The 22,391-nt window shown below is 33.1% G+C and carries 23 protein-coding genes and 5 tRNA genes; 12 read left to right on the forward strand and 16 right to left on the reverse strand.

The window, feature by feature from the left end; translation table 11 throughout:
- Nucleotides 1-44: 44 nt before the first annotated feature.
- On the reverse strand, nucleotides 45-227 hold the full coding sequence (locus tag ACLL8X_RS04945; protein ID WP_411989829.1) for a YjfB family protein: 183 nt from the start codon (nucleotides 225-227) through the stop codon (nucleotides 45-47).
- Nucleotides 228-570: 343 nt separating this feature from the next.
- On the opposite strand from ACLL8X_RS04945, the gene ACLL8X_RS04950 reads away from it, so the two are divergent.
- The 8 genes from ACLL8X_RS04950 to ACLL8X_RS04985 all read left to right on the forward strand — a co-directional run bounded on the left by ACLL8X_RS04950 (nucleotide 571) and on the right by ACLL8X_RS04985 (nucleotide 8,664).
- Entirely contained in the window at nucleotides 571-2,649 is a 2,079-nt protein-coding gene (locus ACLL8X_RS04950) for an FTR1 family iron permease (protein ID WP_411989830.1), read from the forward strand.
- Nucleotides 2,646-3,185 carry an iron transporter gene (locus tag ACLL8X_RS04955; protein ID WP_411989831.1) on the forward strand — a complete coding sequence of 180 codons (540 nt, stop codon included), beginning with the start codon at nucleotides 2,646-2,648 and terminating at the stop codon, nucleotides 3,183-3,185. The genes ACLL8X_RS04950 and ACLL8X_RS04955 overlap by 4 nt, the downstream gene beginning before the upstream one ends.
- Nucleotides 3,186-3,268: 83 nt before the next feature.
- The gene (locus ACLL8X_RS04960) at nucleotides 3,269-4,672 is read left to right on the forward strand and encodes a Fe-S-containing protein (protein ID WP_411989832.1); all 1,404 of its coding nucleotides are present in this window, start codon (nucleotides 3,269-3,271) and stop codon (nucleotides 4,670-4,672) included.
- Nucleotides 4,659-5,954, forward strand: coding sequence for an ABC transporter permease (locus ACLL8X_RS04965; RefSeq protein ID WP_411989833.1), 1,296 nt, complete (start codon nucleotides 4,659-4,661; stop codon nucleotides 5,952-5,954). The genes ACLL8X_RS04960 and ACLL8X_RS04965 overlap by 14 nt, the downstream gene beginning before the upstream one ends.
- On the forward strand, nucleotides 5,944-7,065 hold the full coding sequence (locus ACLL8X_RS04970; RefSeq protein ID WP_411989834.1) for an ABC transporter permease: 1,122 nt from the start codon (nucleotides 5,944-5,946) through the stop codon (nucleotides 7,063-7,065). Before ACLL8X_RS04965 ends, ACLL8X_RS04970 begins: the two co-directional genes overlap by 11 nt.
- Nucleotides 7,062-7,715, forward strand: coding sequence for an ABC transporter ATP-binding protein (locus ACLL8X_RS04975; RefSeq protein WP_411989948.1), 654 nt, complete (start codon nucleotides 7,062-7,064; stop codon nucleotides 7,713-7,715). Before ACLL8X_RS04970 ends, ACLL8X_RS04975 begins: the two co-directional genes overlap by 4 nt.
- Nucleotides 7,712-8,200 carry a TlpA family protein disulfide reductase gene (locus tag ACLL8X_RS04980; RefSeq protein ID WP_411989835.1) on the forward strand — a complete coding sequence of 163 codons (489 nt, stop codon included), beginning with the start codon at nucleotides 7,712-7,714 and terminating at the stop codon, nucleotides 8,198-8,200. The genes ACLL8X_RS04975 and ACLL8X_RS04980 overlap by 4 nt, the downstream gene beginning before the upstream one ends.
- Complete coding sequence (locus ACLL8X_RS04985; RefSeq protein ID WP_411989836.1) at nucleotides 8,161-8,664, forward strand: TlpA family protein disulfide reductase; 504 nt, start codon at nucleotides 8,161-8,163, stop codon at nucleotides 8,662-8,664. The genes ACLL8X_RS04980 and ACLL8X_RS04985 overlap by 40 nt, the downstream gene beginning before the upstream one ends.
- A 19-nt stretch (nucleotides 8,665-8,683) precedes the next feature.
- Here ACLL8X_RS04985 and ACLL8X_RS04990 read toward each other — a convergent pair whose 3' ends face one another.
- A complete protein-coding gene (locus ACLL8X_RS04990; RefSeq protein WP_411989949.1) occupies nucleotides 8,684-9,097 on the reverse strand; it encodes a DUF411 domain-containing protein in 414 nt (137 codons plus the stop codon).
- 403 nt (nucleotides 9,098-9,500) lie between these two features.
- On the opposite strand from ACLL8X_RS04990, the gene ACLL8X_RS04995 reads away from it, so the two are divergent.
- Nucleotides 9,501-11,858 carry a hypothetical protein gene (locus ACLL8X_RS04995; protein WP_411989837.1) on the forward strand — a complete coding sequence of 786 codons (2,358 nt, stop codon included), beginning with the start codon at nucleotides 9,501-9,503 and terminating at the stop codon, nucleotides 11,856-11,858.
- 410 nt (nucleotides 11,859-12,268) lie between these two features.
- On the opposite strand, the gene ACLL8X_RS05000 is transcribed toward ACLL8X_RS04995, so the two are convergent.
- The 11 genes from ACLL8X_RS05000 to recA form a co-directional block, all read right to left on the reverse strand.
- Nucleotides 12,269-12,418 (reverse strand): hypothetical protein, encoded by a 150-nt coding sequence (locus ACLL8X_RS05000; RefSeq protein WP_411989838.1) that lies wholly within the window; start codon nucleotides 12,416-12,418, stop codon nucleotides 12,269-12,271.
- Nucleotides 12,419-12,878: 460 nt separating this feature from the next.
- Nucleotides 12,879-12,963 (reverse strand) — tRNA-Leu (locus ACLL8X_RS05005).
- A gap of 5 nt (nucleotides 12,964-12,968) precedes the next feature.
- Nucleotides 12,969-13,045, reverse strand: a tRNA-Arg gene (locus ACLL8X_RS05010).
- Nucleotides 13,046-13,056: 11 nt separating this feature from the next.
- Nucleotides 13,057-13,133: transfer RNA gene (locus ACLL8X_RS05015), tRNA-Arg, on the reverse strand.
- Nucleotides 13,134-13,139: 6 nt separating this feature from the next.
- Nucleotides 13,140-13,216 (reverse strand) — tRNA-His (locus tag ACLL8X_RS05020).
- A gap of 24 nt (nucleotides 13,217-13,240) precedes the next feature.
- Nucleotides 13,241-13,318, reverse strand: a tRNA-Pro gene (locus tag ACLL8X_RS05025).
- 42 nt (nucleotides 13,319-13,360) lie between these two features.
- A complete protein-coding gene (locus ACLL8X_RS05030; RefSeq protein ID WP_411989839.1) occupies nucleotides 13,361-14,209 on the reverse strand; it encodes a DNA ligase in 849 nt (282 codons plus the stop codon).
- Nucleotides 14,209-14,871, reverse strand: a complete 663-nt coding sequence (cgpA, locus tag ACLL8X_RS05035; protein ID WP_411989840.1) for a glycoprotein CgpA — start codon at nucleotides 14,869-14,871, stop codon at nucleotides 14,209-14,211. The genes ACLL8X_RS05030 and cgpA overlap by 1 nt, the downstream gene beginning before the upstream one ends.
- The gene (locus tag ACLL8X_RS05040) at nucleotides 14,861-15,064 is read right to left on the reverse strand and encodes a hypothetical protein (RefSeq protein WP_411989841.1); all 204 of its coding nucleotides are present in this window, start codon (nucleotides 15,062-15,064) and stop codon (nucleotides 14,861-14,863) included. Before ACLL8X_RS05040 ends, cgpA begins: the two co-directional genes overlap by 11 nt.
- 65 nt (nucleotides 15,065-15,129) lie before the next feature.
- Nucleotides 15,130-16,374: a phosphopyruvate hydratase gene (eno, locus tag ACLL8X_RS05045; RefSeq protein WP_411989842.1), complete on the reverse strand. Its 1,245-nt coding sequence runs from the start codon at nucleotides 16,372-16,374 to the stop codon at nucleotides 15,130-15,132.
- The gene (gene recA, locus ACLL8X_RS05050) at nucleotides 16,374-17,405 is read right to left on the reverse strand and encodes a recombinase RecA (protein ID WP_411989843.1); all 1,032 of its coding nucleotides are present in this window, start codon (nucleotides 17,403-17,405) and stop codon (nucleotides 16,374-16,376) included. The genes eno and recA overlap by 1 nt, the downstream gene beginning before the upstream one ends.
- Before the next feature lie 106 nt (nucleotides 17,406-17,511).
- Here recA and ACLL8X_RS05055 point away from each other — a divergent pair, with 106 nt between their 5' ends.
- From ACLL8X_RS05055 to ACLL8X_RS05065, 3 genes are read left to right on the forward strand one after another with little or no spacing between them, the layout of a single operon-like run.
- Nucleotides 17,512-18,372, forward strand: coding sequence for a menaquinone biosynthesis family protein (locus tag ACLL8X_RS05055; protein ID WP_411989844.1), 861 nt, complete (start codon nucleotides 17,512-17,514; stop codon nucleotides 18,370-18,372).
- 12 nt (nucleotides 18,373-18,384) lie between these two features.
- Nucleotides 18,385-18,654, forward strand: coding sequence for a flagellar biosynthesis protein FliQ (fliQ, locus tag ACLL8X_RS05060; protein WP_411989845.1), 270 nt, complete (start codon nucleotides 18,385-18,387; stop codon nucleotides 18,652-18,654).
- Complete coding sequence (locus ACLL8X_RS05065; RefSeq protein ID WP_411989846.1) at nucleotides 18,651-19,427, forward strand: UDP-N-acetylmuramate dehydrogenase; 777 nt, start codon at nucleotides 18,651-18,653, stop codon at nucleotides 19,425-19,427. Before fliQ ends, ACLL8X_RS05065 begins: the two co-directional genes overlap by 4 nt.
- A gap of 50 nt (nucleotides 19,428-19,477) precedes the next feature.
- Here ACLL8X_RS05065 and ACLL8X_RS05070 read toward each other — a convergent pair whose 3' ends face one another.
- From ACLL8X_RS05070 to ACLL8X_RS05080, 3 genes are read right to left on the reverse strand one after another with little or no spacing between them, the layout of a single operon-like run.
- Nucleotides 19,478-20,233, reverse strand: a complete 756-nt coding sequence (locus ACLL8X_RS05070; RefSeq protein ID WP_411989950.1) for a hypothetical protein — start codon at nucleotides 20,231-20,233, stop codon at nucleotides 19,478-19,480.
- A 10-nt stretch (nucleotides 20,234-20,243) separates the two neighbouring features.
- The gene (locus ACLL8X_RS05075; RefSeq protein ID WP_411989847.1) at nucleotides 20,244-21,008 is read right to left on the reverse strand and encodes a 3'(2'),5'-bisphosphate nucleotidase CysQ; all 765 of its coding nucleotides are present in this window, start codon (nucleotides 21,006-21,008) and stop codon (nucleotides 20,244-20,246) included.
- Nucleotides 21,009-21,065: 57 nt separating this feature from the next.
- The gene (locus tag ACLL8X_RS05080) at nucleotides 21,066-22,334 is read right to left on the reverse strand and encodes a citrate synthase (protein ID WP_411989848.1); all 1,269 of its coding nucleotides are present in this window, start codon (nucleotides 22,332-22,334) and stop codon (nucleotides 21,066-21,068) included.
- Nucleotides 22,335-22,391 lie beyond the last annotated feature (57 nt).

A 22,391-nucleotide genomic window follows, 5' to 3' on the forward strand; every position in this document is an offset into this window, starting at 1 on the left:
AGCCTAAAATATTAAAACAATATCTTAAGCTTATATAAAGATATTTAAGCGTAAATATCTAAACCACCGGAGCTAGAAGCTTGTGGAGCGGAGGCTTGAGAGACACCTTCCATACCTTCGATGAGCTCATTCATCAATGCTTCATTCGTATCCATAGACTTTTTCAAAACTGAAGTGTTAATAGCAGTCATTAAATTAGCACTACTCATAGAAACATCTGAAACCATATTGCCCTCCTTTTTACATTGTAAGTCTTAAGACTTAGATTAAATCGGATAATAATTTTAAAACTTAATATTTTTCCCTAAACTTTTAATAAAATTAATAAAATCATTACCGAATACAAAAAATAATGGGGTAATAAATTTACAATTCGATAGAAATTATAAAAACATAAATATTTAAATATTTGTTAAAACATATCTTAAAATATAATTAATAAAAAATATTATTGATACAAAAACTTATTTTTTAGTTCTATTTAAGATTTTTAATATTATACTAGCCGATTATTTATTTTGATAATAAATATTATTTTTTATTTTTATCAAAAATCAAGGATTAACGATAATGAAATTTTTAAAAATTATATTTTTTACAATGAGCATTTTTTTAACCAGTTCCGCTTTTGCTAGGGTTGATGATTATATCAACGAAGCAAATCTTATAAAAGATATGTTAAAACAAAGCCTACAAACCTATGAAAAAGGTGATAATCTAGGAGCTAAAAAACTTAGCGAAGATGCGTATTTTCAACATTTTGAAAATATGGAAGGTCCCATAGGAAGAAACATAGGAAGAAAAGCTATTACTATGGAGAGAAAATTTGTCAATTTGCGTCGTATGTATAAAGAAAACGCACCCTTAACACAAATTAATGCTTTGATTGATAGTCTTTGTTATGACCTTGATGAAGTAGCACCTGTTTTGCAAAATGGCTACCGCTTAAAAGCTGAAGCAAGTGATACAAATTACGATAAGGCTGAAGCTGAAAAATCAAGCTTGGAAGCCAATGCCAAACGCGAAGCCGATGCAGAAGCTTTAATCGCACAAATGATGGGTGTGGATAAAAAAGACTTAGCCCAAAGCCCTTCAAACAATCAAATTCTTAACACACCCACAAACCGCACAGATGATAATGCAAGTGCTGACTTGCAAGCCGCAGCAGCGATGGATGCGAGATTGCAATTCATACTTGATAACGTATCGACCAAATTTTCTCAAGCAGCCAATGCCTTTAAGGAAAAGAACTATCAAGCTAGCAAGGATTTTTTAAATGACGCTTTATTTAATGATTATCGCAATACCAAAGTCGAAATTCTAGTTAATAAATTCACCAAAGCAGGAAATGACCAAAAAATTCAACAGGCCGTTCGCACTCTCATACGTCAAATCAACGATGCAAGTATCGACGAAAAAGGCTTAAGAGACGCACTTGATAACATAGAAGAGCAAATTTTTGATGTCTTTTTACAAATTCCCGATTCAGAACTTTCTAGCTTACAAATTTCAGGTTTTAATGATGAAACAAAGGGTAAGGACTATGCTAAAGTTTCTAATGATATCAAACTTGCCCTAGATGGAATTTTGAAAAATTATGATGGTTTTAGTGCTTCTATAGTTGATGATTTACAAGGGATTTATTTAGATATTTTTGAAGCAAGCGGAATGGAGAATAAAATCGGCGCAGTGGATAGTGGCTTAAAGCTTAAAATAGAAAGTTTATTTTCCAAAGGCGTTGCTTTGATTAAAGCAAGTGCCGACAAAAAAGAACTTGAAACTACTTTTAATGACTTAGAGCAACTTATAGCAAGTAGCGTGGATAAAATTCAAGATTCTTCACCTTATTCGCTCTTTATATGGGCATTAGGAATTATTTTGCGTGAAGGCTTAGAAGCTTTGATTATAGTTGTGGCTATTGTTTCTTATCTTATTCAAAGTGGTAATAAAAATCGCCTAAATATCGCCTATAACGCTCTTTTTACAGGAGTGATTTTAAGCTTTATTACTGCTTTTGGAGTTTCTTGGCTTTTTAAAGAAAATGCGGGACAAAGCAGGGAACTCATAGAAGGCGTTACAATGTTAATAGCCGTAGTTTTACTCTTTTATGTAGGTTTTTGGCTTCTTTCAAATGCCCAAAATAAAAAATGGGCAAACTTCATTAAACAAGGTGCCATAGATGCCATATCAAATAATAGTGCAAAAACCCTTTGGATAACCGTGTTTTTGGCTGTTTATAGGGAAGGGGCTGAAACCGTTCTTTTTTATCAAGCCTTACTTTTTGATGCCAAGACAAGCACTGATTTTAGTGCTGTTTTTAGCGGTCTTGGACTTGGAATTTTAATACTGATTGTTTTATATTTTCTTTTAAAAGCAGGAGCTATCCGCATTCCTGTGAAACAATTTTTTTATATCACATCCTATATTATTTTTTATATGGTTTTTGTCTTTACGGGTAAGGGTATAGCCGAACTCATAGAAGGCAAAGTTATCATTCCTAGTCTTATACCTATAAATTTCGAACCGATTTTATGGCTTGGAATTTACCCTTATTATGAGACTTTAATCCCACAATTTATAGTTTTAATCTTGCTAATTATTGGCATTTTAATAACAAAGCAAATTTCTAAAAAAGGAGTGAAGTTATGATAAAAAAATTTTTATCAGTAGTTGCTGCAAGTGCAGTTATTAGCACAAGTGTGTTTGCGGGCGAAGTGCCAATTGGCGACCCAAAAGAATTAAATGGCATGGAAATAGCGGCGGTTTATTTACAGCCTATAGAAATGGAACCAAGAGGTATTGATTTAGCAGCTTCTTTAGCAGATATTCATTTAGAAGCTGATATTCACGCACTTAAAAATAACCCAAATGGCTTTCCTGAAGGTTTTTGGATGCCTTATTTAACCATAGCTTATGAGCTTAAAAATACCGATACAGGGGCGATTAAACGCGGAACCTTAATGCCTATGGTGGCCGATGATGGTCCTCACTACGGCGCAAATATCGCTATGGAAAAGGATAAAAAAGGGGGTTTTGGCGTAGGAAACTATGAACTTACTTTTTACATTTCAAACCCTGAAAAACAAGGATTTGGACGCCATGTTGATGAAGAAACAGGCGTAGGCAAGTGGTTTGAACCTTTTAAAGTAGATTATAAATTCAAATACACAGGCACACCAAAATGATTTTACACTCGGATTTTCCGAGTGTATTTAAGTATTTTTATTTTCATTTTAAAATTAAAATAACAATATTTAAAGAGTAAATGATGAGTATATATTTTGTGCATTTTCTTATCAATGTTCTACCACTGAGTGTTTTAATGGCTTTCATTACACCTGATAAAAAATATATTGTTAAAAGTTTTTTAGCGATTTTTTTAGGATTTTTATTTGGATATTTTGCCTTTTTCATCGCAGCTCAATTTTTAAAGACTGAAAATTTAATCTTTAATTTTGATTTTATTTTTATAAGCTGTTTGCTCATAGCCTTTGTATTTTATTTTTGGAAAAAAATTGAAATTTTAAATTTTATTTTATTGGGAATTTTAAGTTTTTGCATAGCCTTGCATTATTATTTTTTAAGTCAAGATTTTCCTATTTTTGCTGGTTCTTTAATCGATAGCGAAGGCATAGCATCTTTAGGTTTTATTATCTTAGCCTTGATGATTTGTATTTTAAATTTCTTTTTTTTAAAATGGCAAAAAAACTTTAATCCCAAAACAAGTTTTATGCTTTTTTTATTTCTTGTTTTAATAGAAAGCGATAAAGCCTTAGCCAACATTTTACTCACTCTAATGCGAAATTCCATCATAGACACTCACACTTTTTTGGTAAGTTTTGTAGGAAAAAGTAATTATTTTGGTTTTTTTGGAATTTATGTTTATTTATTTTTTATAACACTTTTAGCTTTTCTAAGTCTTACAAAGCGTCAAAAAAACATACAAAAAAATAAAATTTTAGATATAAATTTCCGCAAAAATGAAGCTAGAACAAGCCTTATCAATCGCTATTTTTCCAGTGTTTTTATCTCTTGTGTTGTAAGCTTTTGTATTATTTTATACTTTTTTATGGTAAGTTCTAAACCTTTAACCCTAGATGAACCTAAGGAAATTTTACCCGATAATAATGGTAAATTTATTTTCGATATAGCCCTTTTAAGAGACAATAAGCTCCACCGCTTTGCTTATATCAGTGCAGAAGGAAAGGTAATAAGATTTTTTCTTATCAACAAAAGAGAAGATAAAGACTCGCCTGTGGCTGTTTTTGATGCCTGTATGATTTGTGGAGATATGGGTTATATAAAAAAAGATGGCGAACTCATTTGTATCTCTTGTAATGTGCGTATTTTTTTACCTAGCGTAGGGAAAAGCGGGGGTTGTAATCCCATTCCACTTAAATACGAATACGATGGCAAAAAAATCAGTATAGATGTAAAAGATGTTATAGCGGGGTCTAATTATTTTAATCAAATTAAAGAAATTGAAGTTGAAGACCCTGTTTCAAAAAGCAAGGTTATCAACACTCAAGCACCTTTTTCTTACAGCTACAAAGGTATAACTTATTATTTTTCTAATGAGAAAAATTACGAAGAATTTAAAAAAGACCCTATGAAATATGTAGAAGAAAATGAAGCGCAGTTTTTGATTCAAAGGAGGAATGATGTTAGCTAAAATGATTTTAGGCTCTATATTTAAAAATAAAATTCAAAAATTCTTAGCCTTCCTTACTTGTTTTTTAGCTACACTTTTGCTTTCTACTATGCTAAATATTACCCTAAGTATAGCAGATGAAGTTACCAAGCAACTTAAAAGCTATGGCTCGAATATACTTGTTTTACCCAAAGGCTCAAGCCTTAGCATAGAAATAGGTAATGAACTTTACGAACCTTTAAAAAACAAAAACTACCTAGAAGAAAAAAATTTATATATGATTAAAGACATTTATTGGCGTAATAACATCACCGCACTCGCTCCTTTTTTAGAAGGAAAAATTGGAATTGATGATGAAAATTTCAAGCAAAATGCACTTATTTATGGCACTTATTTTCAAAAAGCTATCAAAATTAAAGATGATGATTTTGTTACGGGCATAAAAAGTCTTTATCCTTATTTAGAAGTGGAAGGAGAATGGGCAAAAGATGATGGCAACGAAATTATGCTAGGAGAAAATTTAGCTAAAAATAGCAAACTAAAAATAGGAACTTATGTTAAATTAATAGGAGAAAATAATCAAAGCAAAGAAGTCAAAATTGCAGGAATTTTACTTCATACCAATCCCAAAATGACTAATAAAATCATCGCTCCTTTAAATTTAACCCAAGAATTACTCGACAAACAAGGACTTTACTCAAGTGCAGAAGTCAGGGCTTTTACCATACCTGAGTCGGCTCTTTCTGAAAAAGTGCGTCGCATAGGAGAAGAAAAATTAGACCAATTAGAATACGACAAATGGTATTGCTCAGCCTATGTGGGTTCGATTGCTAGTCAAATTAGTGATGGTTTGCCCGGAGCTGATGCAAAAGTCTTAAATGCCATAAGTGATGCGCAAAATTTAGTGGTTAAAAAAATTCAAGCCTTAATGAGTGTTACTTGCATTATATGTATCATCATAGCAAGTATAGCTATTTCAAGTCTTATGAGTTCTGAAATTCATCGTAGAAAAAAAGAAATAGGACTTTTAAAGGTGCTTGGAGCCAATACTTTTCAAATTTATTTACTTTTTGCTAGTGAAAATTTAATCGTAGCCCTTTTTGCCGCTTTGTTTGGTTTTGCTTTTGGTGTAGCACTTTCGCAAATCATTAGCCTTAGTATTTTTGGATATTTTATTGACATTGCTTTTATAGCCCTGCCTTTAAGTTTGATTTTTGCAGGATTTATTGCTATACTTGGTTGTTTGCTTCCCATAAAAAACATTACCCAACTTTCCCCAGCAGGAGTGTTATATGGTAGATAAGTTTTTCCTTAATGAGCTTTTTAAAAGCATTAGCTTTTCTTATCAAAGGCTTTTTATCATTATATTGAGCGTTTTTATAGGAGCGCTTACTTGCTCAGCTTTTTTAAATATTTATTTTGACATCGACACTAAGCTCTCTAAAGAACTAAAAGCTTATGGGGCAAATGTAATGATAAGCCCTAAAAATACAGATGAAAATTTCATATCCAATGGAGAATATGAAAAAATGAAAGAAAATTTAAAAGCTAGGGCTTTAACTCCTTTTTTGTATGAATTTTTAAATTTAGGTAGCACAAGTGGAGTGGTTTTAGGTACTGATTTTAGAGCCTTAAAAATCACAAAGCCTTTTTTGGAGCTTAAAGAAGGAAGTTTTTCCTTAAATGATTTTGATGAAAATTCTGCTTTTTTGGGTATTAATTTAGCCAAGCAATTAGGTCTCAAAGCAGGTAATGAACTCCAAATTTATAATCCCAACAATGGAAAAAGTGTAAAGCTCATCATAAAAGGGATATTATCAAGCAATGATGAATTTGACAGCTTGGCCTTAGCTCCTTTAAGTGTGGTGCAAAATTTAAGCGATAGAACAGGCATTAACTATGCCAATGCTGTGGTTTATGGCAATTTTGACGAAGTTAAGGCTAAAACAAAAGCAATAAGCAATGAAATAATCGAAGCAAAACCTATATCCTCTGTGTCTTTAAGCGAAGGCTTAGTGCTTGGAAAAATCAAAGCTTTAATGTTTTTAATCATACTTGTAGTATTAATCATAGTTACCACTAGCGTGAATACGACCTTAAGCTCCATTATATTTTCACGCAAAAAAGAAATCGCATTACGCTTAGCTTTGGGTGCTAAAAAAAGCGAAATTTTCAAGCTTTTTGCTAGCGAATGCTTTGTTATAAGCCTTTTTGCTAGTTTTATCGGGGCTTTTTGTGGGATATTTTTAGCCAATATCTTTGGCTATTTAATTTTTGATTCCAGCATTGATTTTAGATTTGTGGCTGTTTTTATCGCTTTAATCGTTTCTTTAGGCTTTGCCTTTTTGGCCGCATTTTTTCCCATAAAAAAAGCATTAAAAATCAATGTCTGTGAAAATTTGAAAGGTGAATAATGAAAAAAGAACTTATCAAAATAACTCATTTGAATAAAGAATTTGGAAAAGTTAAAGCTTTAAATAATATCAATTTAAGCATCTATGAAGGAGAATGGCTTGCTATTATGGGTCCATCAGGTAGCGGCAAATCAACGCTTTTAAATATACTATCTCTCATGGATAGTCCAAGTAGCGGTCAATTTGTCTTAGATAATGAAAATTTAGAACAAATAGATGAAGAGCGAAAAATCACCTTGCGTCGTGAAAAAATAGGATTAGTATTCCAACAATTCCATCTTATTCCTTATCTTAACGCTTTAGAAAACGTTATGCTTTCGCAATATTATCACTCAAGCGTAGATGAAGAAGATGCAAAAATAATGCTTGAAAAAGTGGGGCTTTCACATCGTTTGACTCATTTACCTAGTCAGTTAAGCGGTGGCGAACAACAAAGGGTTTGCATAGCAAGAGCTTTAATCAACAACCCAGAGCTTTTACTTGCAGATGAACCCACAGGAAATTTAGATGAAGCTAATGAAAAAATAGTTCTTCAAACCTTACAAAAGCTAAAAAATGAAGGTAAAACCATTGTTTTAATCACACACAATCCTGATTTGGCTAAATTTGCAGACCGCACGCTCATCTTACAGCACGGGGTATTAAAATGAAAAAAACCTTTTTAATCTTAAGTGTTTTATTTTTACTCAATGCTTGTTCTTTTGAAAATTCAAAAGACACTGGAAAAGTTGGAGAAAAAAGTGCTGAAATTTCAGCTAAAGATACTTCAGGAAAAGCCGTAAAACTTGCCGATGATAATACAAGCTTAAAGGTCTTAGTCTTTTTTCAAAATGGCTGTCCTTCTTGCTTAAAAGAACTCCCTTCTTTAGACGAATTCGCACAAAATCATCCTAATAAAATCAGCATTTATGCTATAAATTCTATTGATAATGCCAATGTGGTTAAAGTTTTAGCCGAACAATTTGATTTTAAAAATATCAAAATTTTAAAAGACAATCTTAAAATCACCAATGACCGCTACGCCGTATTTGCAACCCCTACTACTATCATCATCAAAGATGGTCTAATACAGGATAGAATTTTAGGAGAAAAACCATGGGAACTTTTCGAATCCAAACTTATTTCTTTGCTTTAATTGTAGTTTTGTTTTTTATAGCTTGTGATAGTGGAGAAAATTTTAAAGCTTTAAATAGTGATAAAACCTATAATTTTGCTTACAATGGCTTTAAAAAAACCTTGAAACTAGATGATAAAACGCAAAATTTTGCCCTAGTATTTTTTACTAAAGATTGTGGGGTTTGCAAAGAGCAGATTCCTATTTTGCAAAATTTAGCTAAAAATTATAATTTTGATATTTTTGTAGTTTTAGGCGATGCAAATAGTATTAATGACGCAAAAACTTGGGCTGATGAAAAAGGTTTATCAAATCTAATAATGTTTTATGAGAAAAAAGCTGCAAAATACCTTTCAAGTGCTATTGGAGAGATATATGGAGTTCCTGTACTTAGCTTTTTCAAAGAGGGTAAAATGGACGAAAAATTCATAGGCCTTACTCCATATAGCACACTAGAAAAAGAAATCAGAAAGGTAAAAAGCTAATGTCTTTTTACCTAAAAAATTAAAGCTTTTTCTCTCCTATAAAATACCCATAAAGCTCATAACTTCCATCTTTTTTCATTAAAATTACAGGATATTTTTCACTATATCCTTGTTCCATTCCCGGGCTTCCCTGTGGCATTCCGGGTGCTGAAATTCCTATTACATCCTTAGGTTTATTTTCAAACAACCAAGCCACAGCACTTTGGGGAACATGCCCCTCAATAGCATAACCATCAATAAGCCCCGTATGACAACTTTGATACTCATCTTTTATACCCATTTTTTCTTTAATCTTAAGAAAATCATTGGTTTTATGGATACTAACCTTATAACCCTTAGCTTTCATATAATCAGCCCAAAAATCACAACAGCCACAAGTAGGACTTTCATAAATTTGTATTTCCTTAGCCTGCACCATACCCACTAAGAACATTATCGAAATTATTATGCTTTTTTTCATCAACACCATCCTAAAAAAAATATGTAATGATACTTTGACAAAGTTAATAAAGTTACAATTTTAAAATTTACAAAGAAAGATTAAAATATGGTGCGGATAGGAGACATGTGAAGTTTTTAGAAGGATTAAAAAATAAAATTAATTCCAAATATAATAAAATTAAGATATAATAAGCCCTAAAAAATTCACTACAAAAGGAGAAATATGTGGTCTTTTATTGGTTTTAATATACTGTTTATTGGTGTATCTTTTGGGATACTACATCTTATTGCAAATAAAGTAGGGGTTAGTGTTGTCGGGCAAGTATGTAAAGTATTTGGGATTATAACAATAGCTGTATTATGGTGGGGGGGGGGGTCTTGGAAGCATAGAAAATATGGATTGGATATTTGCATCTATTGCCACTATTATATGTTATTTTACAACAAAATTAAATATCTCAAAAAATAAAGCATATTTTTTTAATGATGAGGATAAAAAAAGGGTAAATAGAAGCTTATTATTATCTTTTGCTTTTTGTTTGACGATTTTATTATCTTGCTTAGCAATTAATTTCCTTGATGTAAAAAACGCAGATGGAATTTTTTGGGTTTTTATTATCTTAATTACTTTAGCTCTTATGGTTCGCAGTAATGCTAAAAAATATTTTTTGGTTTTTAATGCTGCATTGGAATTGATAGAAGATAAAAAAGAAATTGGATATTTTACTATAGATGACATGTATTATAAGCTAAACGATACAAAAAAACAAACAAAAGAAAAACAAGAAGAGGCTTTTAAAAAATTTTTAGAAGAGCAAGCTAAACTGAGTGAGAGAATTTTAGATGGATTAGCAAATACAAATGATATTGTTGTATTAAATTTAAATGGCGTGCGGTCATACTTTTTTTATGAAAAATATAACGAATTGGTAGATAAAATAACAGATATTACGACTAAAGAGATTCTACCAGATAAACAAAATCTCATTAATAAACTTAAAAAAATAGCGTCTTTAAGCAATGAAATGTTTTCAGATTTAATTATGCTACAAGATATAGAAACAAAGCTTTATAACTATAATGAAGTTTTAATTCATCCCATAAACATAGACGAGATAAGATATTGCTCATCTTGTGGAAAAGTTGTCTTAGCAGATGATGCAGATGATGATGGTGAGTGGTTTTGTTCTGACACCTGCAGTCAAACAGAATATGAATGTATAGAAATAGCAAAAGAGATACACAATAGTCAAGATTTTGGTAAAACACAAGAGTCAGTGAGTAAAAGTGTGGCAGTGGCTTTTTCAGCAATTGCTAGTTCAGAAGCTTGGAATACAAATTTTAGACCGATACAGACAAGCGAAAATTTCCTAAATCATACAAAGGGTGTTGGAACAAATGCAAAAGGTCAAATTATAGATGCAAATAACAATGTGATTGTTTCAACAGGTCATGGAGATGCAGCTGAGATAATGAACACAAAGTTGGATAACATTAGCGGTAAAAGTGCTACGCTCGTGGGTGGAGATAATGTTAAAAATGGAGCTGATAGAATAGTAGATGGTATTAAGATACAATCAAAATACTGCAAAACCCCTTCTGCTAGTGTTAATTCAGCTTTTGATGGTCCTAGCGGAAACTATCGCTATATGGATAACAACGGCAAACCAATGCAGCTAGAAGTTCCAAAAGACCAATATGACAAAGCTGTGGAAATAATGGCTAATAAAATCAAAAAAGGGCAAGTCCCTGGCGTTTCGGATCCAAGCGAGGCAAAAAACATTATAAGAAAAGGAAATGTGACTTTAGCAGAAGCAAAGAACTATGCTAAATTTTGTTCTAAAGAGAGTTTAAAATTTGATGCAATGAATGGTGCGGTTGTGGCTGTTGGTGCTTTTGGTGTATCTTTGGTTGTTAATACTTCAATTTTATACTTCAAAAACAAAGATATTAAACAAGCATTACAACAAGCAAGTATATCTAGTATGAAAGCTGGTGGGCAAACTTTTGTTACATATATAGCCACATCTCAAATTCAAAGAATCCCGCAGGTAAATTCATTTTTACAATCAGCTATAAATTTTAGATTTGATAGTCAAATAGGAAAGGCTTTTGCCGGCACAATAAGCAAACCTGGTAATATTTCAGCTACCACAGCTGCGAATAATGCACTAAGAAGCACAGTTGTTGTTGCTGGTGTCACAATGGCAATTACATCAAGTGTAGAAATTTTCCAAATGATGAAAGGGCAGATTAGTGGTATGCAGTGTTTAAAAAATATAGCACAAAACGCCGGAGGTATAGCTGGAGGGGCGGCTGGAGCTCTAGTTGGAGCTGCTGCGTTGTCTTTTATTCCTGGTGTTGGAACTGTTGTTGGAGGTATAGCTGGAGGATTGATAGGGGGTTTTGGCGGTGGAACTTTAGTTAAAAAAATTATGGACAACTTTATAGAAGATGATAGTATTAAAAAACAAAAAGTTTTCTTTTTTCAAATGATGTATTTGGCTATGACATTTAAGTTGTCTGGAGATGAAGCTCAAGAATTTAAAGCTAAGGTAGATAAAATTATTATGTCCAGCAAAGACTTCTTTGGTTCTGATTTTAGCCTAGATTTAATGCAACCTTATTCAAATTCTATCTTAAAACCAATTATAGTATCAATTGTAGCAATGCGACCTATAGTGCCAAATGAAGCATTCAAAGAGCAAATAATAGAGGCTGTTGTTATAGATGAGATTATCCATAGTACATAAAAACAACAAGAAACAAAACAGATGCTTAACTCCAATTTAAGCGACTGTTTGTTCTGTATATCTATAATTTTAATTATGTTTAGTTTGTCTTGTTTATACTTTCTTAACTTTCCTTTATTAATCTGCTTTAAAATTAATACATAGTGTATTTACTATCCAATGCCTACATGATTGATTCATCTTTATGCAAATAAGAAAACATTTATTTTTTAGTGTTTGGTCTTGTATTTTTACCCAATCCGCTGTTTTATACTCTTTTAAATTGCAATTATGCAAACCTTTCTTTGGCTCAATAATTTAGACCATTCCACACTTCTTTGTCTATCAAATAGATGCTCTTGCATTGTGTTAAGTGTGATGTAAGTATTTATTACACTTTTTTATAAGTCTTTTACATTCTTCGTTTTCTTTTAAAAGCTCATTTTCAAAGGCGGGTATGTATAACCATTTATGGTTAATTTCTCTTCCTTCTCAGTCTTTACCTTTACGCTTTTTACTTTAGCTATAGCTTTAATAATTTTTACAAAATCATCACTTACATTTTCTAAAATCAAGTTCATATCAAATTCTTTTAAATACTTTATTTCCCTTCAATTGCATTTTATTATAGTCTAAAGTATTTTACTTAAAGATAATTCTAAACCTTGTATTTAATCTTATTCTTGCACCTTTTAAATGCGTTACTTTTCCTATGGGTATATTATAATCTCTTCTATCAATCGCCATTTTAACCTTATTATTTTTGTTGCATTATAGCGTATTTCAAAGCCTTATAAACTTAATAAATTACCTTAGGTTACCTTTGCTTTAAGGTTAGAGCTTATTTTTACCTTTTTTACCGCTAAACTTAAACGGATAAAAAGGACTATTTTATAACTATCCTTTCATTCAGTTGCTATTAGAAGTTACCTGCTAAAAGGTTACCTTTTTGAAATAATCCAAAATGATATAATAGGACTTCAAAGGCTTCAGTATGATTTAAGCAAAATCTCTAAAAGTATGGTAAAATGGTGTTTAAAGTGGTGCGGATGAAAGGACTTGAACCTTCACGCATTGCTGCACCAGATCCTAAGTCTGGCGTGTCTGCCAATTTCACCACATCCGCAAAAGTGGTACGCCCAAGAGGATTCGAACCTCTGACCTACGGCTTAGAAGGCCGTTGCTCTATCCAGCTGAGCTATGAACGCATATGATTTGGTGGTGCGCCCGATAGGAATCGAACCCATAACCTACAGATCCGAAGTCTGTCGCTCTATCCAGTTGAGCTACGAGCGCTCTGAATGGGGTGAGTGATGGGAATTGAACCCACGACCCTCAGGACCACAATCTGATGCTCTAACCGACTGAGCTACACTCACCATTTTGTATAAATTTATAGAAAATGGTCGGGGTGAAAAGATTCGAACTTTCGGCCCCTTGGTCCCAAACCAAGTGCGCTAACCAGACTGCGCTACACCCCGAATAAATAAAAGCAAACATTTTATCACAAAATAATTTTAAAGTCAAGGATTCTCATCTCTTATCCTTAAGAAAACAGGGAAACGGGGTAAAGAATTTTTGGTAAATCCATTGAATTTATAGCTTATAATACTGCCAATTTTTGGTGGATTTTTCCTATCTTCGTCTTTTAAACCGCTACCTATTTTGATAATTTTTCCATTTGGCATTTCACAAAGCAAAGCACCAACTTGACCTTTAAATTTGCCCCTACCCTTGCTAAAGCCTATTACCCTACACTCTGCATCATCGTAAGGTTTTAATTTCATAGCGTTTTTACTTCTGCCTTTTTCATAAGGACTTAAATTTTTGCGTATAACAACACCTTCGCCTTGATTTTTAATGATATTTTCGTAAAATTGATTTAAATTGTTTTGATTTTCAACTGGAATTTGAGGAATAATTTTTATATAAACCTTAGGATATTTTTGCAAATACTCTTCTAAAACAGCCAAACGATTTTCAAGGCTGCAAATAGAAATTTGAAATTCTTCACAAGCATTTGGCACATCAAATACATTATAGCTAACGCTCTTCCATAAACTTGCATTACTATTACCACTGCGAATTAAAGCCGAAATTTCATCAAATTTATTTCTCGCTATCCAAAGTTCGCCATCAAGCATAAAAGGAGGAAAATTTTTTGTGAAAAACTCAGGAGCTTTTATTTCATAATCTTGGCGTGTTTTTAAGCGTCTTCCATCCCAAATTCCACGCACTCCATCAAGCTTTTCACTCATCAAGTAAGCATTAAAATCTTTAGAGCTAAAATCTTGCTTGTTAAATTGGCTAAGAAGTAGGATATCACTAGCATAAACAAAACAAGAAAAACATACAAGAAAAACAAATCTCATCAAAGCAAATTAATCATATATCCGCTCGCATCTTTTTGGATATTGTAACTATAAGTTCCATCAAGATAAATTACAAGGCGGTAGTATCCTTTGTGCGACCCAAAATCTATACGCTTAAAAATAGAATTACTAAGGCGTATATTTTTTGTAGGACTTATCAAACCAGACTTAAAATCCACCACGATTTTACTTGGATTTCCCACCGAAAAATCTGTAATCATTTCATCATTTGTATTTAATTTTATTTTATTTTTATAAACCGCATAAGAAATAAAATCATAAATTTTTGCAACTTGCAAAGGTATTTCGACATTAGCTGTGGAATTTAACTCTTGCTTAGAGTTGTTTCTCTCAGGTATAGTAACTGAAACATCAAGCACCTTTGAAGGGTCAGGGCTTTTAAGTCTTGATATAGTATAAGTATCGTGCCAATCTATGCTTTTATTGACATCTAAATCAATCTTATCTTCACTTCCATCTAAATTAATATAGTTAAAAGTAATGCTTTTTAAAATTCTTGCACTAGAATTAAACTTAACTTCCTCTTTTTGAAATTCAGGTGGAGCCATTAAACTCAAATTTTGGTCTGTTTTGAAAGGATTTTCATCCGCATACAACAAAGAAGTGAAAATAAAAAATAGGCTTAAAATTTTAGTTTTCATTTGGGTATAATCCTTTTAATTCAAAATAATCTTTTTGTGCCTTAGCATTTTGTTCTTTAAGCAAAATAATCTTTTTATTAAGCTCTTCTTTGGTGCTTTCTAAAGAAAGTAAGGTATCTAAAGAATACTGCCCAAAAAACATATTGCCAAAATAAATCGCTCCAATGACAACAAGAAAAACCCAAAAAATCATTTTTACAATATGTGTATAAAAACTCTTTTTTCTCGTGCTCTCATCATACTCTTTAAGTAAATCGCTCAGAGTTTCTCTCCTAAATATTCATCACTTTCAAGCTCAATCTCAAGTAAGCGGTTATATTTAGCTGTTCTATCAGCCCTAGCAGGCGCTCCTGTTTTGATTTGTCCCGTATTTAAAGCTACGGCAAAATCTGCTATAAAGCTATCTTCACTCTCTCCACTTCTATGACTCATCACGCATTTATAATTATTTCTTTGTGCCAAACGCACAGCTCTCATAGTTTGGGTAATAGTGCCGATTTGATTGGGCTTAATCAAAATAGCATTTGCCATTTTTTTAGCGATACCCTCTCTTAAAATTTCTTCATTGGTTACAAACAAATCATCGCCTACAAGCTGAATTTTATTGCCTAATTTTTCTGTAAGTTTAATCCAGCCTTCAAAGTCATTTTCAGCCAAACCATCTTCTATACTACAAATAGGATATTTCGCACAAAGCTCTTCATAGCGTTCAATTAAATCTTGGCTTGAAAAAGCTTTGCCTTCCATATGGTATTTACCTTCTTTAAAAAATTCTGTGCTAGCCACATCAAGAGCTATTTTTATACGATTTTCATAACCTGCTTTTTTAATACAAGTCATTAAAATATCGATAGGTTCTGTATTATTAGCCAAATTTGGAGCAAAACCACCTTCATCGCCTAAAGCAGTAGAATGTCCTAAATTTGCGAGTTCTTTTTTTAACATCGCATAAATTTCACAAACCGAACGCAAAGCTTCTTTAAAGCTTGTAAAACCAAAGGGCATTATCATAAATTCTTGAAAATCTACATTATTATTAGCATGAGCACCGCCATTTATGATATTACACATTGGCACGGGCAAAATACTTGCATTTGCACCCCCTAAGTAGCGGTATAAAGGCATCCCCAAAGCAGTAGCAGCCGCACGAGCTGTTGCCATAGATACACCCAAAGTCGCATTTGCACCTAAATTTGAATAGTTCTTTGTCCCATCAAGCTCACGCAAAGTATCATCAAGTGCGGTTTGATTAAAAGCATCAAGACCTAAAATTTCATCTGCGATATTTTCATTGATATTTGCAACAGCTTTTAAAACACCTTTTCCACCAAATCTCTCATCCTTATCACGCAATTCTAAAGCTTCTTTTGAGCCTGTGCTTGCACCGCTTGGAACTATGGCTGCGCCCACACTTCCATCGCTTAGCGTAACCTCAGCTTTTATAGTTGGATTTCCTCTACTATCAAGCACTTCATAAGCTCTAAGCTCTTCAATAACTAGCATTATTCTTCTCCTTCTTCATCTTCACTACCACCCATCATACCTTCTATACCCATAGAATTTTGAATCGCCTTCGTGATTTCATCTGCAATCTCAGGGTTTTCTTTTAGGAAAGCCTTTGAATTTTCTCTACCTTGTCCCAATTTTTTATCCTTATAGGAAAACCAAGCCCCGCTCTTATCTATAATATCAAGCTTAACCCCATAGTCAATAAGCTCGCCTTCACGGCTCAAACCCTCTCCAAACATCACATCAAATTCAGCCACCCTAAAAGGAGGAGCGACCTTGTTTTTAACTACCTTAACCTTAACACGATTTCCAATAGGCTCGTCATTTTGCTTTAGCGTAGCGGTTTTTCTCACATCCAAACGCACAGAAGCATAAAATTTCAAAGCATTTCCGCCCGTTGTGGTTTCAGGAGTGCCATAGCCCATAGCACCGATTTTCATACGAATTTGATTGATAAAAATCACCGTGGTGTTCATTTTATGCACTATACCCGTAAGCTTTCTTAAAGCTTGAGACATTAATCTTGCTTGAAGTCCTACATGCTGGTCCCCCATATCGCCTTCAATCTCAGCTTTTGGAGTTAAGGCTGCTACGCTATCTACTACAATCAAATCCACCGCACCACTTCTAGCTATGGTTTCAACTATCTCTAAAGCCTGCTCGCCAAAATCAGGCTGAGAAACATACAAATCATCTGTATTTACACCTAAATTTTTAGCGTATTTTACATCCAAAGCGTGTTCTGCATCGATAAAGGCACAAACACCGCCTGATTTTTGGCACTCAGCGATAATATGTAGGGTTAGAGTGGTTTTACCTGAGCTTTCAGGTCCGTAAATTTCAATAATCCTTCCTTTTGGAATACCCCCTATACCCAGAGCTAAATCCAGTCCCACAGAACCTGTGCCTATGCTGTCAATTTGCTCAACTTCTTTATCCCCTAATCTTAAAATAGTGCCTTTTCCAAAAGTTTTATCTAAACTTTTTAAAGCAGCGTCTAGAGATTTTCTTTTATTATCATCCATAACTTTCCTTAGAAATTCTAAATTTTTAGTTAGAATTCTAACAAAATAAAATTAAATAAGAGTTTATTTTTGCTAGAATTAAGGCAAAGTTTTAAAGGAAGTGTTGATGAAAAAAATTACTATCGCGCATTCTCCTGATGCGGATGATATTTTTATGTATATGGCGATTAAATTGGGGTGGGTAGGAAATGATTTTATTTACGAAAATACAGCTTTGGATATACAAACTTTAAATGAATTGGCTTTAAAAAACGAATTTGATGTCTCGGCTATTTCTTTTGGGCTTTATCCTCTTATAGCTAAAGAATACGCTCTTGTCCGCACGGCAGTAAGTTTTGGTGAGGGTTATGGACCCAAACTCATCAAGAAAAAAGGCACACAGCTAAAACGCAATTTCAAAGTCGCTTTAAGTGGAGCCAATACCACTAATGCTTTAATTTTTCGTATGAAATACCCTGAAGCTAGGATTGTTTATAAGAATTTTTTAGATATTGAAAAGGCGGTTTTAAGTGGGGAAGTAGATGCGGGGGTTTTAATCCACGAAAGCATTTTAGAATTTGATAATAATCTTTGCGTAGAAGCTGAACTTTGGGATATATGGCTAGAACTCGCAAAAGAAAAATTACCCCTGCCATTAGGAGGAATGGCTTTACGCCGTTCTTTGCCTTTAAGCGATGCAATTAAGATTGAAAAGGATTTAACCAAGGCTGTAAAAATCGCCGATGCAAACCGCAAAATTTTAGCCCCTATGCTTATGGAAAGAAAACTTATCCGCGTAAATGAAGAAAAACTTGAACTTTATCTTAATTTATATGCAAATAAAAATTCCATTCACTTAGACCAAACACAATTGCTTGGGGTGGATATGCTATTTAAACTGGGCTATGATTATAAATTTTATGATAAAATCTTAAGTGCAAAAGATTATCTTATTCCTAGTGAATATGAAGAATTTAGAAATTCTTAAAAAAGGATAAAAATGGATGAAAGCACCCTAGTTGCACTTGGAGTTCAAACCTTTAAAATCACGCTTTTACTTTCCTTACCTATGCTCTTAGCAGGGCTTATTGCAGGGCTTATCATCAGTATCTTCCAAGCCACAACGCAAATTAACGAAATGACTCTTTCTTTTGTTCCTAAAATCATCTTAGTAGTGATTGTTTTAATCTTCTTAATGCCTTGGATGACTACGACTATGATAGATTTTACTCAAAATATCATCAATCAAATTCCAACCTTTATCAAATGATTATTGATTTTAAAAAATACTCTTCTGTGCGTATAGGCGATGAATTTGAAGTGCAAGTTTTAGAACAAGTGGGAGCTTTTGAAGGCTTTTTAATAGGGGGTGCAAACAACCTTTTAATCAGTCCTAAGCCCAAAAATATAGGGATTTTAGGAGATAATTTTGATTTTATACAAATTTTAGAGCAAAATAAAGATTTTATGTATCTTCGCATAGGCTGTAAAACTAAGTCAAATAAAATATATCGCTTTGCTAAGGAAAATAATCTTAATGGTTTTGAGTATCTTAGCAAAATTCCCGGCACCCTAGGCGGACTTTTGAAAATGAATGCGGGGCTTAAAAATGAATGTATCAGTCAAAATTTAGTCAAAATCCTTAGTTCAAAAGGCGAAATTTTAAGAGAAAACATCAATTTTGCTTATCGTTTTTGTCCTTTAAATGCACCTTTTTTCTGGGCTGAATTTAAACTAGGATTTGGTTTTGATACGCTTAAGGATGAAGCTTTAAAAAAAGCAAGGAGCAATCAACCCAGCGGGGCTAGCTTTGGCTCTATTTTTAAAAATCCAAAGGGGGACTTTGCGGGGCGTTTGATTGAAGCTGTGGGACTTAAAGGCTTTAGCAAAGGAGACGCTATGCTAAGTGATAAACACGCTAATTTTTTAATCAATAAAAAAAACGCAAGTTTTGAAGATGCGTTTTTTCTTATAGAACTGGCTAGAAAAAAGGTCTTTGAAGAATTTGGCATAAGCTTAGAAAATGAAGTGCTTATCATCTAGCGTTATCACTTTATCTAAATTTTCATAATAACTTTTTGCTAACTTGATTTTTAATTAGCACTCAATTTTAATTTTCTTAGCTCATTGTTTATAACGCCTGCTAACATTTTTGGCATTTGTTCTTGAATAGCTTGGTAATTTTGTTTCGCATTTTGAGACTTTAAGGCTAGGGTAAGTTTAGCGTTTTTTGCTACAAGAATTTGTCCGTTGCTTGTGGAAATTATCTTAAAATTAACGCTAGCCACAGCCTCTTTCGTGCTTGTAATCAGGTAATTTGTGATACTCACATAAAAATCTTGCAAATTGATTATTACAACGCAATCAGTAAATTTAGCATAAGCCTTAGCCTTATCCTTTTCTTGCTTTAAAAAAGGGCTTACATTAATCATTCTTGCATCTTTAGGACTAAAACGGGATAAGGTTTGAGGGCTTTGATAAATGGCATTGGCGGTAGAATTTACCCAATTAAGCTTCAAATCCCCAATCAAACCCTTAGCAAATAAAGTAGAAAATTCCTTAGCATTAACCCTAAACCCTTCCAAAAAATAGCCAAAATTTTCCCTAAAACTTAAAACTATGGCAAAATCAATATCCTTATCCCTACTCATTTGTGGTTTTTTCTCAATCAAAGTAGAACTATCAAACAAGGCTTCTTGTTGATTTAAATTTGAAACATTTTGATTTAAATCTATAAGCTCAAAACTATCCGTATTTTTATCCATTTTAATGAGCTTTTTTTGAGAAAAATCATTTGCCAAAATAGAGCTTAAAAATAAAGCTAAGAATAAAAAATATCGCATCTTAATCCTTGTAAATTTATAAAAAATCGTCTAAAAAATGCTTAGAAGAAACGCAAATAAAAGGTGTGGCTCTATGATTTAAAGGGTGATATAAAATATACTTCTTAGAAAAATCCCCCATAAATCCCCCATTTTGATTAATGAGAAAATCGCCTGCGACTATATCCCAGATATTAAGCTTCTCAAATCTTTTATAAACCCCTGCCCTAGCTTCTAATATGGCACAAAATTTAAGACCAGAGCCTATATTTACAGCCTCAAGTTTATATTCTTTAGCAAATTTTTCATCTTCTTTGCTAAGATGGCTTACGCTAAGTAGGGCTTTGTATTTATTTTTTTCGTATTCTTCTTTGTCAATTTGTAAGATTTTGTCATTTTTATAAACTTTGGTTTTTGTATGGGCATAAAAAATATCGCCTTGAGATGGATTTTGTATCAGGGATAAAACAGGACGGTTATTATGAACTAAACTTATCATCACACAAAATTCATCACTGCCTTTTAAAAATCCACTTGTGCCATCAAGAGGGTCAATAAGCCAAAAAGTTTTTAGCTCTTTGCACTCTTCTTCATTAAGTAATTTTTCTTCTGATAAAATTTTAATATCCGTAGAACCCAAAATATCACTTAAAATTTGATTAGAAGCAAGGTCTGCTGATGTTAAAGGGCTTTTATCATCTTTTTCCCAAGTTTTAAAATTTTCTCGCTCCTTCAAAATAGCTTTGCAAGCTTTGTTAGAAGCATTGATTGCAATTTGTAAGAACTTATCTAAATCAAGCATAGTAAAACTTTCTATTAGAGAATTTTTTGTGGAAATTAAAATTCCACAAAATTTGAATTAAATTTTATTTGTTTGCCCTAAATAAAGCTGTCTTGGACGCACTATTTTAAGACTATCTTGCTCTTTTTGCTCTATCCATTGTGCTATCCATCCGGGTGTGCGACCTATGACAAAAAGCGTAGCAAACATTTCATTTGGAATGCCTAAGGCTTTTAGGATAAGTCCGCTATGAAAATCCACATTAGGATACAATCCTCTTTGAACAAAATAATCATCACTTAAAGCAATCTCTTCTATACGCGTTGCTACTTTGATTAAATTAGTATCAATACCCAATTCATCAATGAGTTGGTCGCGAAGTTTTTTCAGCACCTTCGCACGAGGGTCAAAGCTTTTATAAACCCTATGTCCAAAGCCCATTAATCTAAAGGGGTCGTTTTTATCTTTGGCTCTTTTAATAAATTCATCCACTCTATCAACGCTACCTATATGCTCAAGCATTCTAATCACACCTTCATTCGCACCCCCGTGTGCGTGTCCCCAAAGCGCACCAATGCCAGCACTAATACAAGCATAAGGATGTGCGTGGGTTGAACCCACAGCACGCACGGTTGAAGTTGAAGCATTTTGCTCATGGTCAGCGTGAAGCATAAAAACCGTGTCAAGTGCCTTTACTTCTATGGGTTTAAGCTCCACATGGTCATAAGGATAGGTGCGAAGCATATATAAGAAATTCTCTGTAAAACCGCGGTCTAAATTAGGATAAGCCATAGGAAAACCGTGCTTATATCTATAAGCGGTGGCTACTATGGTAGGAATTTTAGCTACTATTCTAGCTGCCATTTCCATATATTCTTCTTTGACATTCATATTTAAATGGTCTGGATAAAAAGCACTTAGCGATGAAACGGCACCTTGTAAAACCGCCATAGGATGGGCATTATCAGGAAAGGCATCAAAAAGACGATGCATACCTTCGTGAATAAAGGAACGCTTTTTTATTTCATAACGAAATGCTTCAAGACGCTTAGCATCTGGAAGTTCTTTATAAAGCAAAAGATGCACCACATCCAAATAAAGCTTATTTTCAGCAAGCCACTCTATAGGATAACCGCGGTGCAATAAAATTCCATTTTCTCCATCGATATAAGTGATTTTTGACTTACAAGTAGCCGTAGAAGTCAAACCCTCATCATAAGAAAACATTCCTGTTTGTTTATAAAAACTTGACATATCTACAACGCTTGGACCAGTCGTGCCATCATATATGGAAAATTCATAGCTTTTTCCATTTCTATTATCTGTTATGGTAATAGAATTTGACATTTTCACTCCTTATTATTCTTACTTTTATTAATTCTAACAAAATAAACTTTTTCATTA

The organism is Campylobacter parajejuni, assembly GCF_046764905.1.
GTDB lineage: Bacteria > Campylobacterota > Campylobacteria > Campylobacterales > Campylobacteraceae > Campylobacter_D.